At 62.0% G+C, this 12,789-nt stretch carries 14 protein-coding genes; 10 read left to right on the top strand and 4 right to left on the bottom strand.

What is annotated here, in order from left to right:
* Positions 1 to 33 precede the first annotated feature (33 nt).
* Genes ACL2XM_RS24220 through ACL2XM_RS24210 form a run of 3 tightly spaced genes read right to left on the bottom strand, consistent with a single transcriptional unit; the run spans position 34 to position 1,369 of the window.
* Entirely contained in the window at positions 34 to 531 is a 498-nt protein-coding gene (locus ACL2XM_RS24220; RefSeq protein ID WP_413731800.1) for an arsenate reductase ArsC, read from the bottom strand.
* Between the two features lie 14 nt (positions 532 to 545).
* Positions 546 to 1,028, bottom strand: coding sequence for an ArsI/CadI family heavy metal resistance metalloenzyme (locus tag ACL2XM_RS24215; protein WP_413731798.1), 483 nt, complete (start codon positions 1,026 to 1,028; stop codon positions 546 to 548).
* 14 nt (positions 1,029 to 1,042) lie between these two features.
* Positions 1,043 to 1,369, bottom strand: coding sequence for an ArsR/SmtB family transcription factor (locus tag ACL2XM_RS24210; protein WP_413731797.1), 327 nt, complete (start codon positions 1,367 to 1,369; stop codon positions 1,043 to 1,045).
* Between the two features lie 401 nt (positions 1,370 to 1,770).
* Between ACL2XM_RS24210 and ACL2XM_RS24205 the strand changes: the two genes are divergently transcribed.
* From ACL2XM_RS24205 to ACL2XM_RS24165, 9 genes are all read left to right on the top strand, one after another.
* The gene (locus ACL2XM_RS24205) at positions 1,771 to 2,301 is read left to right on the top strand and encodes an STY4534 family ICE replication protein (protein WP_413731795.1); all 531 of its coding nucleotides are present in this window, start codon (positions 1,771 to 1,773) and stop codon (positions 2,299 to 2,301) included.
* Positions 2,302 to 2,406: 105 nt separating this feature from the next.
* Positions 2,407 to 3,018: a DUF3275 family protein gene (locus tag ACL2XM_RS24200; RefSeq protein ID WP_413731794.1), complete on the top strand. Its 612-nt coding sequence runs from the start codon at positions 2,407 to 2,409 to the stop codon at positions 3,016 to 3,018.
* Positions 3,019 to 3,108: 90 nt separating this feature from the next.
* Positions 3,109 to 3,489: a hypothetical protein gene (locus ACL2XM_RS24195; protein WP_413731793.1), complete on the top strand. Its 381-nt coding sequence runs from the start codon at positions 3,109 to 3,111 to the stop codon at positions 3,487 to 3,489.
* 16 nt (positions 3,490 to 3,505) lie between these two features.
* A complete protein-coding gene (locus ACL2XM_RS24190; protein ID WP_413731792.1) occupies positions 3,506 to 3,766 on the top strand; it encodes a hypothetical protein in 261 nt (86 codons plus the stop codon).
* A 150-nt stretch (positions 3,767 to 3,916) separates the two neighbouring features.
* Positions 3,917 to 4,744 carry a DUF932 domain-containing protein gene (locus ACL2XM_RS24185; protein WP_413731791.1) on the top strand — a complete coding sequence of 276 codons (828 nt, stop codon included), beginning with the start codon at positions 3,917 to 3,919 and terminating at the stop codon, positions 4,742 to 4,744.
* A gap of 320 nt (positions 4,745 to 5,064) precedes the next feature.
* Positions 5,065 to 5,715: a hypothetical protein gene (locus ACL2XM_RS24180; protein WP_413731789.1), complete on the top strand. Its 651-nt coding sequence runs from the start codon at positions 5,065 to 5,067 to the stop codon at positions 5,713 to 5,715.
* Between the two features lie 67 nt (positions 5,716 to 5,782).
* Positions 5,783 to 6,892, top strand: a complete 1,110-nt coding sequence (locus ACL2XM_RS24175; protein ID WP_413731787.1) for a DUF6094 domain-containing protein — start codon at positions 5,783 to 5,785, stop codon at positions 6,890 to 6,892.
* Between the two features lie 100 nt (positions 6,893 to 6,992).
* The gene (locus tag ACL2XM_RS24170) at positions 6,993 to 7,289 is read left to right on the top strand and encodes a hypothetical protein (RefSeq protein ID WP_413731785.1); all 297 of its coding nucleotides are present in this window, start codon (positions 6,993 to 6,995) and stop codon (positions 7,287 to 7,289) included.
* A 104-nt stretch (positions 7,290 to 7,393) separates the two neighbouring features.
* Positions 7,394 to 9,664, top strand: a complete 2,271-nt coding sequence (locus ACL2XM_RS24165; protein WP_413731783.1) for a helicase-related protein — start codon at positions 7,394 to 7,396, stop codon at positions 9,662 to 9,664.
* A gap of 55 nt (positions 9,665 to 9,719) precedes the next feature.
* Here the strand turns inward: ACL2XM_RS24165 and cadR are convergent, their stop codons facing one another.
* Complete coding sequence (cadR, locus tag ACL2XM_RS24160; protein WP_413731781.1) at positions 9,720 to 10,121, bottom strand: Cd(II)/Pb(II)-responsive transcriptional regulator; 402 nt, start codon at positions 10,119 to 10,121, stop codon at positions 9,720 to 9,722.
* Between the two features lie 88 nt (positions 10,122 to 10,209).
* Between cadR and ACL2XM_RS24155 the strand changes: the two genes are divergently transcribed.
* A complete protein-coding gene (locus ACL2XM_RS24155; RefSeq protein WP_413731780.1) occupies positions 10,210 to 12,615 on the top strand; it encodes a heavy metal translocating P-type ATPase in 2,406 nt (801 codons plus the stop codon).
* Positions 12,616 to 12,789: the final 174 nt, after the last annotated feature.

Genomic DNA, 12,789 nt, shown 5'->3' with positions numbered 1-12,789 from the left:
GGCTTCCTGTGACGAGGACATCTTCAACCACACTTATTGCTTGCCGATGTCGCGCACCTTGTTCTGCAAGGACATGCTGTCCAGGCTTCGCAGAGGCAGGGACAAGAACAGTTCGATACGACGCCGGAAGACACGGGCGGTGTCCGCGAAGGCCAGATGCTTCTCGACCTCGCTGCCTTCCACTGCGGCCGGGTCCGGCACACCCCAATGGGCGGTGACGGGCTGCCCCGGCCAGACCGGGCAGACCTCGCCAGCGGCGTTATCGCAGACCGTGATGATGAAATCCAGCAGCGGCGCGTCGGGCAGCGTGAACTCATCCCAATTCTTGCTGCGATATCCCGTGGTAGGCAGTTCCAGCTTCTCCAGGGTCGCCAGCGCAATCGGATGCACTTCGCCCTTGGGCATGCTGCCGGCCGAATAGCCGAGGAACTTGCCTTTGCCGAGGTGGTTGAGGAGTCCTTCGGCGATGATGGAGCGTGCCGAATTGCCTGTGCAGATGAACAGGACGTTGTAGATTCTTTCGGTAGTCATAGAAATTTCTCGAATCAGCAGCAGGAAGACTTGGCTTGCACGGCGATGCCGGCAGGCCGGTCACTTACTCCGGCAGGCGCACAACACGAGCCAGCAGCCGGAGCAGCCGCTGGTTCCGCGCCTTCATGAAACACCGGGATATTCCCCAGGGTGTGGAAGTGCTCCCAAGCCACGCCTTGAGGATCGGTGACCCAATGCTTCTCGCTGCGCGCGTAGCAGCACGTCGTCTCGCCGTCGTCGAGCAGCGCCATGTCGGCCGCCTGCGCACGCGCCTTCAGGGCGGCGAGTTCTTCGGTGGAATCGGTCTGAATGCCGAGATGGTCGATGCCCGGCTTGTCGCCGCGCGTGGAGATCGCAAAGTTGACCGGCGGGTCTTCGAGCATCCACTTCGCGTAATCGGACTCGACACGCGCCGGTTGCGCGGCGAAGAGTTGCGAGTAGAAGCCGATGCTGCGGCTCAGGTCATCGACGTTCAGGTGAACATGGAAGCGTTTCATGAATACTTCTCCTTTCAGCAGGACGCACAGGGGTCCGAATCGGAGACTTCGCAGGCAGCGCCCTGGCAGCAGTGCTCGGTCATGTAGCCGAGCAGGCCATTCATCTGCGCGAAATCGGCGCGATAGATCAGGTTGCGCCCCTGCTGCTCGACCGTGACCAGCCCGGCGTGGGCCAGCTCCTTCAGATGGAAGGAGAGCGTGTTGCGGGCCACGTCGAGCTGGTCGGCCAGGACGCTGGGCGTCAGGCCCGCCGGCCCCGCCACCACGAGGGCGCGGAACACGCGCAGTCTCTGGGTGTGGGCCAATGCGCTGAGCGCTGTAACGGCTTGATCTTCGTTCATGCTTCGATGATACAACGATTGTAGAACTATTGGCAAGAAACTATCCCGACTCACCGAGGCGGCTGCGCCGTCAGTGCCTTGATCGACAAAGGGGGAGCGCGCAAGAACGCATTGCGGCGCGACACCCCCCGCCCGGCTCCTCCATGCTTCCCGCCATGTTCCGCTGATCCGTCAGCGACATGCCCAGGTAGCCACGGTCTTCGAGGCTACGGCGCGGTTCCGACCGCGTGACCAATCCAGTTCGCACCAGCATCCCATGCGCGAACGTTCGCCCCTCCCAGGGCGAAGGATGCACAAGCAGTACCTGGATCGTTCGATCCATCAACCCGCGCGGGGGTTATGCCTCCCCGCCAGGGTGGGTGTGTCTCCGCCTTCTTGTCCCTCAAGTCTGGAGATTCACCATGACCACTTCATCCGAAAAGTCCTACTTCGACCTCCACATCACCGGCCTCGGGTATCTCAATCGCATCCGCGAAGTGAAGCCCAAGAAAGGCGATGCCTTCCTGGCCTGCGACATTGCGGCGCTCAATGGTCCGAGCGATGCCCCGGAATACCGCCGTTTCGACGTGCGTGTTTCGGGCAGCGAAGCGCAGCATCTGATCCGCCGTTGCGTCCCCGCCGTCGAGGCTGAACGCAAGGTGCTGATCGGGTTCCGCCTGGGCGACCTGTGGACCGACATCTTCACCTACACCAAGGGGAAGAATGAAGGTAAACCGGGCGTCAGCCTGAAGGCCCGCCTGCTCTTCGTGAGCTGGATCAAGGTCGATGGCCAGTTCGTCTACAAGGCCGAACCCAAAGCCTCCGAGGAAACGCCTCGCGACGAAACGCCCGCCGTTTCGAGCGAGACCGCGACCCAGGATGCACCCGCATCCGAGGAAGCGATTCCCGAGACCGACACCGCCGACACCCCGGCGCTGGCCGAGTCGTTCTGACCCACAAGGCCCCTCTCCGGGGCCTTGCTTTCCTTCCCGCCATCGAGCCGCCGATCTTCCGAGGTCGGTGTCTCGCGGCTTTTCATCATCGTAAGGAGCTGCCTCATGATTACGCTTCCCGGCCAATTGGCCATCAAGACCATCCACGGCAGGAACGGCGACTTCAACGTCGGCCGCCTTGCTACGTCCGTCTGCGAGTTCGTCATCAAGAATGCCGAGCTGGACCAGTACCGCGAAGGCAAGTACGAGGGCGATTTCGTCATCACCGAAATCCGCCCTTCGATGTACTACACGAGCGGCCGCATGGTCATCGAGCTTCGCGCCCATTTGGGCGGCATGACCTTATCGAACATCGATCCCCTGAGCCGCGATGAAGCCAACCGGCTGAGTCCGCAGGAAGTCGATCCGATCGACGAGGAAGCGCAAACGTCTGTCTCCTCCACTTCGGCACCTGTCGAAGCGAAGGCGGCAACGTCCGACGATCCCCTGGTCGATACCACGCCGTTCGGTGTGGACGTTCCAGCCAAGCCGGCTTCCAAGCCGGTGACGCAGGACGACGACGCCACGCTGTTCGGCGCGCTCTGGCCGCTCAGCGAGATCGTCAAGCTCGATGCCACCGTCGATCGTCGCCTGTTGCGTCAGCAACGCGACCGTCTCGGCGCCTTGGGCTACGAGTTCGCACCGCTGTCCCAGGACTGGCATCTCGCCTCCGCCTGATCCACCCGTCGCTTCCCGCGACGTTTCAACCACCCGCCGGGGTACTTCCCCGTCGGGGGAGTGCTCCGGTTTTTTCACAGGAGAACTCCCATGGGCTGGTATTTCTCGCGGCAAACCCGCGACCAACTGATCCACAAACTGATCGAACCGCAGGAAGCCGAAAACGCTCGCTCGGAGGTCATCGCCCACGCCCTGCGCGGCAACGTGCTGTGGTCCGTGGTGCGCATCACTGCCAAGCAGGCGGGATTCATGAAGCTCGCTGCCGGCGATTCCATCAACGTCATCCGCTGCGACCTGCTGCAAGGCTCGGGTGGCGAATGGGGCCACAAGCCCCTGGATGAATCCATGCACCCCTACTACTACTCGTGCCCCTTGCGCTATCTCGACATGGCGCCGGTGCAATCCCCCGAGTGGCGCGAAGGAGTGCTCGCCCATCACGCACGTCGGCGCATGCCGGCGTCGGCGGCCTGAGCACGGGAGGTACGTCATGGACTCGATCCTGGCCTCCCTTCCGGCATCGTTGCTGGGCCTCGTCGAAGATCAGTTGTCCAACAACGAAGTCTCCTCCGACGAGGAACTGCTCGATCACTTCGTCAGCGAAGGTCTCACCGAGGAACAGGCACGGCAGGCGCTGACCTACCGCGACCAGTACCTCGTCAACATCTACCTGGACGGTTTCACACCGATCCTCAAGGGGAACGAGGCGCTTCGCTTCAACCCCTACAGCCGGCAATTCGAGCCGGAATGATCCGCAGGCCCTTTCTTCACGGGGCTGCACTCCTCTTTACCTGACCCATCCAGGCCCTGCTCCGCAGGGCTTTTCTTTGTCCCATGCAATCGCGCGAATCCGGCTTCTGGCCTCTCGATGCCGATTGCTCCAATCCTCAAGGAGATAGTCATGCAACTCTCATCCCGTTTTGCCCATCGTTCTCCGGTGCTGCGCTCGGATCATCCGCTGTCGGATGATCAGATCCGCACCGTCGCCCCATCCATCTTCGCGGAGACCCCGCACGAAAGCCGTTCCCAGCGCTACAGCTACATCCCGACTGCGGCGGTGTTGACGGAGCTGCGCAATGAGGGGTTCCAACCGTTCATGGTGTGCCAGACACGTGTGCGCCACGAAGATCGCCGTGACTACACCAAGCACATGCTGCGGCTTCGCCACGAGAGCCAGATCAACGGCACCGAGGCGAACGAGATCATCCTGCTCAACTCGCACGATGGCACCAGCAGCTATCAGATGCTGGCAGGCATGTTCCGCTTCGTCTGCCAGAACGGCCTGGTGTGCGGCGACACGTTCGCCGACGTCCGCGTTCCTCACAAGGGCAACGTCACCGATCACGTCATCGAAGGCGCCTATGAGGTCTTGCAGGGTTTCGAGCGAGTGCAACACTCGCGCGACGCCATGCGTGCCATCGCACTCGAAGAGGGTGAGGCGGAAGTCTTCGCCAGATCGGCGTTGGCCCTCAAGTACGACGATCCCGGCAAAACCTTGCCGATCACGGAGAGTCAGGTTCTGCGGCCACGTCGTTTCGACGACAACCGTTTGGACCTCTGGTCCACCTTCAACCGAGTGCAGGAGAACCTCGTCAAAGGCGGCCTGGCCGGCCGTACCGCGAACGGGCGCCAGCAACGCACGCGGCCCGTTCAAGGCATCGACCAGAACGTCCGGCTGAACCGGGCGCTCTGGCTGCTGGCGGAAGGTCTGCGTCAGTTGAAAGCCTGACCATCAAGCGGATCATGCCCATGACGGCATGGTCCGCTTTTTTCTTTCAGCGGAAGTCCCTGGGACATACCCGGCAAACAGGGTTGTGTCGCGTGACGGTTTTTCGCTCCCGCTCATCGGCCTCTTGAAGCAGGCTACCCCCATGTCCGTCGGCGTTGCCGACAACATGCCCAGGTAGCCGAGACCTTCAAGGCTACGGTGCGTTGCGACGCACAGGTCGTTCCCTTTGCCAAGACGCCTACGGCGTTTCCTTCCATCCCCCTGGGGCAGTGACTGCCCTCGCGGGTGGTGCTGCCTCTCTTTACTTCGAGGACATCACCATGCCTGCATCCACATCATCCAGTGTGCTCTATCGCATCGACGAATGCCCCGACCTCATGGCCGACGGCTGCATCGGCGACGAGCACGGCAACCTGGTCTTTCTGTCCGTCTGGGCACGCGACACCGCCGTCCAGGAGTTCCTGGCCCGCCTCACCCTCGGTCGATCCGAGCAGGGGCTGGACCAGTTCCATCTCGTCACCGATCAGGGAGCGTCGATCCCGGTGTTCGTCGGCAACACCGACAACCTGGAGAAGCGCACCACGCGCGCCTTCCGGCGCACGCTGTTCGGTTCCATGGCCCATCTGTGGCTGTTCGACAAGCGCTGCGTGAAGCCCGACAAGGCCAACGCCAGCGCATTGGCACTACTGCCCAGGGCAGTCACCGACCACACCGAACGCCTGTGGGCGCTGGTGCAGGAGACCTGCCCGTTGCCGTTACTCGACCACTGGCGCGATGCCGTGCTGGCGCTGTTGCAGTCGCGGGACATGCTGACCCGCCTTCCGTTCGCCCTCGGGCCGCTGGAAGGCCATCGGCTGGCCCTGGATGTTCCGGCGCTGACCACGGCGCTGGGCGATCTGATCCGCAGCGGCACGCTGGGCGTTTCGCAGTACGAACTGGCCTCGGGCAAGCCGCTTCGGCGCGCGGCCTGACGCCTCCATATCGGGCATGTGCGTCGCGCATGCCCGCTTTCATCCCACTTCTTCACAGGAGATTCTCATGGCTCTCATGTTCCCGCGCCTTGCGCGCAACTTCATCAAGAACGGCTACTTCCCAACGGACGAACCCACGCTGGAAAGAACCTTGACCGCGCTGGTGCCGTCTTCCGGTGCCATGTGCATCCTCGATCCCTGCGCCGGCGAAGGCGTCGCGATCGCCGAAGCCGCTCATGCCCTCGGGCGCGAACAGGTGAAGGCATTTGCGGTCGAGTACGACGCGGAGCGCGCCACCCACGCGCGCAGACTCGTCGATCGTTGTCTGCACGGCGATCTGATGGACGCGCTGATTTCCCGCCAGTCCTTCGGACTGCTGTGGCTCAATCCGCCCTATGGCGATCTGACGCGGGGCGTCGATGGCAACATCGGCTACCAGGGTCAGGGCCGCGCACGGCTGGAAAAGCTGTTCTATCAACGCAGTCTGCCGCTGTTGCAATACGACGGCGTGCTGGTGCTCATCATTCCGGCCTATGTGCTCGATGCCGAGTTCGTCGGCTGGCTGACCCGCCACTTCGCCGACCTGCGCATCTACCGTGCGGTGGACGTGCAGTTCAAGCAGGTGGTGATCTTCGGCCGGCGCGTGCGTCAGCGTGAGCAGGTGTCGGACGACGCCAAGACGGCGCGCAGCCTGTTGCTGCAAGTCGGGCAAGGCGACATCGAAGCCGAGGAATTGCCCTGCGAATGGCCGTTCCAGCCTTACACGGTTCCGGCGTCTCCCGTCGAACCGGAGCACTTCTATCGCATCACGCTCGAACCCGAGCAGTTCGCCGACGAGGTACAGCGCCTGCAAGGGCTGTGGCCGTCGATCGACACGCACCTGGGCGCCGCGCAGCAATTGCCACGGCCCCCGGCGCGCGCCCTGTCGCACTGGCATCTCGCCCTGGCCCTCGCGGCCGGCGCGATATCGGGCGTCGTGACTTCCGAGACCGGCAAGGTGCTGGTGGTCAAGGGCGACACCCACAAGGAGAAATCCTTGGCCACGGAGTACACGGAACGGGATGACGGCTCGGTCGCCGAGACACGCATCCTCACCGATCGCTTCGTACCCGTGATCCGCGCGTGGGACATGACACCCGGCTCCCCGACTCGGGGGCAGGTGCTCACCATTCGCTGATCGTCATCCCTCGACGGTTCGCCGTCGCTTTCATCCACCCACAGGGGTCCAGTCGCCCCCGTGGGGTGCCGTGGCCCCTTTTCTTTGAGAGGTAATCACCATGGCACTCGCACTTCTGTCTCAACCACGCTTTCCGGCCGGCCACACGGTCATGACCGCAGGCGTGAACGACCTGGTTCAACGGGGTGTATTCAATCCCGGCCCCTATCTCCGACGCCATCTCGATGGCGACTGGGGCGATCTCTGCGACGAAGACCGGCGGCAAAACGATGCCGCGTTGAAGTCCGGCGAGGATCGGTTGTTCTCGTCCTACCAGGTCACGCCCGACCTGAAACTTTGGATCATCACCGAATGGGATCGCAGCGTGACCACGTTGCTGTTGCCTGAAGAGTATTGATCCGCTTTCTCCGCGACGTGTGAGCGTCGCGTTTCTTCCCAACCCTGGGGCATGTCACCGCCCCACGGGGGAGGTGCATGCCCCATTTTCTTTGGAGCATCACCATGTCCCTCGATCTCGAAACCCGTCCCGACACCGCCGCGCAGGGCGACCTGCTGGAAGCGGCAGCTTCTCCACTCACCATCAGCTTGCAGGATTTCGTCACCGAGTTCGGCGACGAGCTGCTGGATTCTCTCAATCGCGCCAATCCGCCCGTCTATGCCGGACAGGCGCGGGCGCATCGCCAGGACATCCTGGCCGGCCTGAAGCGGAAGTTGTTTGCCGCCCAGGCCGAGGTCGTCCATGCCGTCACCGAGCTGCTGGTCGATCGTGGCGAACGCGCCGCGATCGTCAACGGCGAAATGGGCTGCGGCAAGACGACCGTCGGCATCGCCACGGCCGCGGTGCTCAATACCGAAGGCTACCGTCGCACCTTGGTGCTCTCGCCACCCCACTTGGTCTACAAGTGGCGGCGCGAAATCCAGGAGACGGTGGCCGGCGCCAAGGTCTGGGTGCTCAACGGCCCGGACACGCTGGTCAAGCTGCTGAAACTGCGTGAGCAGTTGGGCGTGCCGCCCCAGGGGCAGGAGTTCTTCGTTCTCGGCCGTGTGCGCATGCGCATGGGCTTTCACTGGAAACCGGCGTTCGTGCGCTGGCGCACCCTTCACGGCGACGTGGGGGCGTGCCCGCATTGCGGCCAGGTCATCACCGACCTGGACGGCGAGCCGATCAACCCGGTGGAACTCGAAGCGGAGGAAACCCGCCGCAAGTGCGGACACTGCGCCTCGACGCTGTGGACGCTGATCCGTCCCCGGCGCCTGTCGGCCAACGACCAGTCGCAAGCCGTGCTCAAGGCCCTGAAGCGTATTCCCACGATCGGCGAAGTCACCGCGCAGCGGCTGATGAAGAAGTTCGGCGAGTCGTTCCTGGCTTCGATGCTGGGCGACAACCTGTACGAGTTCATCAACCTCATGGACGACAACGGCGAGCTGGTGTTTTCCGACCGGCAGGCCCAGCGCATGGAACGTGCGATGGCCTCGATGGAGTTCGGCTTCGGCGAAGGTGGTTATCAGCCTTCGGAATACGTCAAACGCTACCTGCCACAAGGCACGTTCGACCTGCTCATCGCCGACGAGGCGCACGAGTACAAGAACGCGGGCTCCGCCCAGGGGCAGGCAATGGGGGTCTTGGCCTCCAAGGCGCGCAAGACGCTGCTGCTGACCGGCACCTTGATGGGCGGTTACGGCGACGATTTGTTCTACCTGCTGTTCCGCGCCCTGCCTGGGCGAATGATCGAAGACGGCTACCGGCCGAGCAAGCAAGGCAGTCTGACGCCGGCTGCGATGGCGTTCATGCGCGACCACGGCGTGCTCAAGGACATCTACTCCGAGAGCAACGGCTCGGCCCACAAGACCTCCAAGGGCAGCAAGATCACGGTGCGAACCGTGAAGGCTCCCGGCTTCGGTCCCAAGGGCGTGCTCCGCTGTGTATTGCCGTTCACGGTCTTCCTCAAGTTGAAGGACATCGGCGGCAACGTGCTGCCGCCCTACGACGAGGAGTTCCGCGAAGTGGCGATGAACGCGGAGCAGGCGCAGGCCTACGGACGCCTGGCGGGGCAACTGACCGCCGAGCTGAAGCAGGCGCTGGCGCGTCGAGATACGACGCTGCTGGGTGTGGTCCTCAACGTGCTGCTGGCCTGGCCGGACACGTGCTTTCGGTCGGAGACGGTCAAGCATCCGCGCACCCGCAATCTGTTGGCGTTCACGCCGTCGCTGTTCACCGATCTGGAGGTCATGCCGAAGGAGCGGGAACTGATCGACATCTGCCGCGAGGAAAAAGCGGCGGGCCGCAAGGTGCTGGTCTACAGCGTCTACACCGGAACCCGCGATACCACGTCGCGGCTGAAGGGGCTGCTGGAGCAGGAAGGCTTCAAGGTGGCGGTGCTGCGCGCGAGCGTGGATGCCTCCCGCCGCGAGGACTGGATCGCCGAGCAGCTTGATCGCGGCATCGACGTGCTCATCACCAATCCCGAGTTGGTGAAAACCGGCCTGGATTTGTTGGAGTTCCCGACGATCGTGTTCATGCAGTCGGGCTACAACGTGTACTCGTTGCAGCAGGCCGCGCGCCGTTCCTGGCGCATCGGCCAGAAGCAGCCGGTCACGGTGATCTACCTGGGCTACGCGGCCACCTCGCAGATGACTTGCCTGGGGCTGATGGCCAAGAAGATCACGGTGTCACAGAGCACGTCGGGAGACGTGCCGGAATCCGGGCTCGACGTTCTGAATCAGGACGGCGACTCGGTGGAAGTGGCGCTGGCACGGCAGTTGGTGCATTGAGCATCGCTCGATCTTTGGCGGCCCCTTCGGGGGCCGTTCTTTTGGCAGCGAAACATCAACCAGAGGCGGACAAGCCCTTCAAGATAGGACACGAAGTAGTAGGCCAGGTGCCGGAGCATTTTTCCCGTAATGACATCAGGTGTTGCTTCAATCGCAACAAGGTCTCAACCCGGACTTCCACCTCGCGGATGTGCTCATCTATGAGTGCGTTGACCTCACCGCACTCCTCAACGGGCGCATCCCTCAGCTCCAGCAGAGTCCGCACTTCCTCCAGCGTCATGTCGAGAGAACGGCAGTTCCGTATGAACTGCAACCGTTCGATGTGCGTGTCGCCGTACAGCCGGAAGTTCCCCTCGCTGCGCGGAGGCTCCGGCATCAGCCCCTCCTTCTCGTAGTAACGGATGGTCACGACCTCACACCCGGTCCGTTTGGCGAGATCACCAATCTTGATGCTCATAGGCAAATCCTCACGGCACAGCTTGACTCTATAGTAACTATAGATGATTAAATGCTCAACGTAAACGAGACCTGCAAGAAGGTTTGCCATGAGCACATGCGACTCAAAGGGCTGCGGCGGTAATTCGTCGAGGCCCACACCTGCACAACAGCGTGAGATGAAAGCGGATGCCGACCTGGGTTCCACGCTGGCGATCTACCGCATCGACAATATGGATTGCCCCACCGAGGAAGCACTGATTCGCAGCAAGCTCACCGGCATGCAGGGTGTTGCCAAGCTGGACTTCAATCTCATGCAACGCACGCTGAGCGTGCATCATGAGCTGCCATCGTTGGCGCCCGTGGAACAGGCTCTTGCAGCAGTGGGCATGCAAGCGGTCCGGACGAACGATACGGCGACCGAGCAAGCCACGAAGCTATCCATCCAGAGGATGGACTGCCCTACGGAAGAAGCACTCATCCGCGCAAAGCTCGTTGATGTGCCTGGCGTCTCGGACCTCGACTTCAATCTGGTGCAGCGCACGCTCACGGTCCGCCACGCATCGGGCGTTCTGCCAAATGTGCTTGCCGCACTCAAGACCATTGACTTTGATGCGCGTGTAGTCGAGCCGGCAGAAACATCCGGCGTCCCGGAGCCAGCACAAACGAAGTGGTGGCCGCTGGCGATTTCGGGCGTGACGGCCATCGCAGCCGAGATCATGTACTGGCTCCATGACGGCAACCATTGGTCGGTTATGGCGCTGGCGCTGGTCGCCATCCTTACGGGAGGTTTGCCCACCTACAAGAAGGGTTGGATAGCGATCAAGAACCGCAACCTCAACATGAATGCGTTGATGTCGATTGCGGTTACTGGCGCCATGATCATCGGGCACTGGCCTGAAGCGGCCATGGTCATGGTCCTGTTCGCGCTGGCTGAAGTGATCGAAGCAAAGTCCTTGGATCGCGCCCGCAACGCGATACGCGGCCTCATGGACCTCACACCCGAGCGGGCCACGGTGCGACAGCCAGACGGAACCTGGAGCGAAGTAGAGGCTAAGCAGATTGCTATCGGCAGCCAGGTTCGGGTCAAACCAGGAGAACGCATTGCGCTCGACGGCGAGGTTGTGGAAGGCCGCTCCACCGTCAACCAGGCTCCAATCACCGGCGAAAGCATCCCGATCGAAAAAGCGCCCGGCGATCAGGTCTTTGCTGGGACCATCAACGAGTCTGGCTCTTTCGTATATAGCGTCACCGCTGCCGCCAGCAACTCCACCCTGGCGCGCATCATTCATGCTGTGGAAGCCGCCCAAGGCAGCCGTGCGCCGACTCAACGTTTCGTCGATCAATTCGCTCGCTGGTATACGCCCATTGTATTCGTGGTAGCGCTTGCTGTTGCCGTCTTTCCGCCGCTGTTTCTCGGTCTGGCATGGCTCGATTGGGTCTACCGCGCACTGGTTCTACTTGTGATCGCCTGCCCGTGCGCGCTGGTCATTTCCACCCCCGTCAGCATTGTCAGCGGCCTGGCTGCCGCAACGCGGCACGGCATTCTTGTGAAGGGCGGCGTCTATCTGGAAGAGGGTCGAAAACTGAAATGGTTGGCGCTCGACAAAACCGGAACAGTCACCCATGGCAAACCGGCGCAGACCGATTTCATCACTTGGCGCGACGCCGATCCTGATAGTGCCCACGTACTTGCCGCCAGCTTGGCGGCACGTTCCGATCATCCAGTCTCGAAAGCTGTGGCATTGGCCGCTGAAACGGACGGAATAACAGTAAGAGAAGTGGTTGACTTCAACGCCCTACCTGGTCGGGGAATTAGCGGCCGCATTGGTGACTCGACATATTTCCTGGGCAACCATCGAATGGTCGAAGAACTTGGGAAATGCTCACCGGAGTTGGAGGCGCGCCTGTCATCGCTGGAAACCGATGGCAAAACGGTAGTGATGTTGGTCGGAGACGATGGCGTGCAGGCCTTGTTCGCAGTCGCCGACACGATAAGGAGCAGCAGCCGGGATGCCATAACTGATCTGCACGCGCTGGGCGTAAAGACTCTGATGCTCACCGGAGACAATCCTCACACTGCCCAGGCAATCGCCCGGCAGGCAGGGATTGATGATGCCCAAGGCAACCTGCTTCCAGAGGACAAGCTGCGCGAAGTCGAACGGTTGGCGCTTGATGGCAAGGTTGGCATGGTTGGTGATGGGATCAACGACGCACCAGCGTTGGCACGAGCGGACATCGGTTTCGCCATGGGTGCCGCCGGCACCGACACCGCCATTGAGACGGCGGATGTAGCGTTAATGGACGACGACCTGCGCAAGATACCGACCTTTGTTCGCCTCTCCCAAGCGACTGCCAGAGTGCTGATGCAGAACATCGTTCTAGCACTCGGCATCAAGGCTGTTTTTCTGGTGCTCACTTTTACTGGACAGGCGACCATGTGGATGGCGGTGTTCGCTGACATGGGTGCGAGCCTACTGGTGGTCTTCAACGGACTACGGCTTCTAAGAAGCTAGTCGGAAGTACACCTGCTTCAAGCTGACTGTCGATCTACAGCCGATAAGCGACTTTCAATAGGAATCATCATTCGAGTTCACTAGCCAAGAAATCGGGCGGTCCGCAGTTCCCTTTGTTCGCTGATGCGACGGCCTTCCCCTGCGATGGTGGCACCACGATGCCCTTGGGAGCCG

This window comes from Sodalis sp. RH20 (assembly GCF_047324205.1).
In the GTDB taxonomy this organism is placed as follows: Bacteria; Pseudomonadota; Gammaproteobacteria; order Enterobacterales; family Enterobacteriaceae; genus Acerihabitans.
This window is presented reverse-complemented; position numbering and strand designations above follow the sequence as displayed.

Coding starts and splice junctions, on each gene's coding strand:
- ACL2XM_RS24155 (WP_413731780.1), top strand. CDS start 10,210: ATGAGCACATGCGACTCAAAGGGCTGCGGCGGTAATTCGTCGAGGCCC.
- ACL2XM_RS24180 (WP_413731789.1), top strand. CDS start 5,065: ATGCCTGCATCCACATCATCCAGTGTGCTCTATCGCATCGACGAATGC.
- ACL2XM_RS24185 (WP_413731791.1), top strand. CDS start 3,917: ATGCAACTCTCATCCCGTTTTGCCCATCGTTCTCCGGTGCTGCGCTCG.
- ACL2XM_RS24195 (WP_413731793.1), top strand. CDS start 3,109: ATGGGCTGGTATTTCTCGCGGCAAACCCGCGACCAACTGATCCACAAA.
- ACL2XM_RS24220 (WP_413731800.1), bottom strand. CDS start 531: ATGACTACCGAAAGAATCTACAACGTCCTGTTCATCTGCACAGGCAAT.
- ACL2XM_RS24210 (WP_413731797.1), bottom strand. CDS start 1,369: ATGAACGAAGATCAAGCCGTTACAGCGCTCAGCGCATTGGCCCACACC.
- ACL2XM_RS24175 (WP_413731787.1), top strand. CDS start 5,783: ATGGCTCTCATGTTCCCGCGCCTTGCGCGCAACTTCATCAAGAACGGC.
- cadR (WP_413731781.1), bottom strand. CDS start 10,121: ATGAGCATCAAGATTGGTGATCTCGCCAAACGGACCGGGTGTGAGGTC.
- ACL2XM_RS24200 (WP_413731794.1), top strand. CDS start 2,407: ATGATTACGCTTCCCGGCCAATTGGCCATCAAGACCATCCACGGCAGG.
- ACL2XM_RS24170 (WP_413731785.1), top strand. CDS start 6,993: ATGGCACTCGCACTTCTGTCTCAACCACGCTTTCCGGCCGGCCACACG.
- ACL2XM_RS24215 (WP_413731798.1), bottom strand. CDS start 1,028: ATGAAACGCTTCCATGTTCACCTGAACGTCGATGACCTGAGCCGCAGC.
- ACL2XM_RS24205 (WP_413731795.1), top strand. CDS start 1,771: ATGACCACTTCATCCGAAAAGTCCTACTTCGACCTCCACATCACCGGC.
- ACL2XM_RS24165 (WP_413731783.1), top strand. CDS start 7,394: ATGTCCCTCGATCTCGAAACCCGTCCCGACACCGCCGCGCAGGGCGAC.
- ACL2XM_RS24190 (WP_413731792.1), top strand. CDS start 3,506: ATGGACTCGATCCTGGCCTCCCTTCCGGCATCGTTGCTGGGCCTCGTC.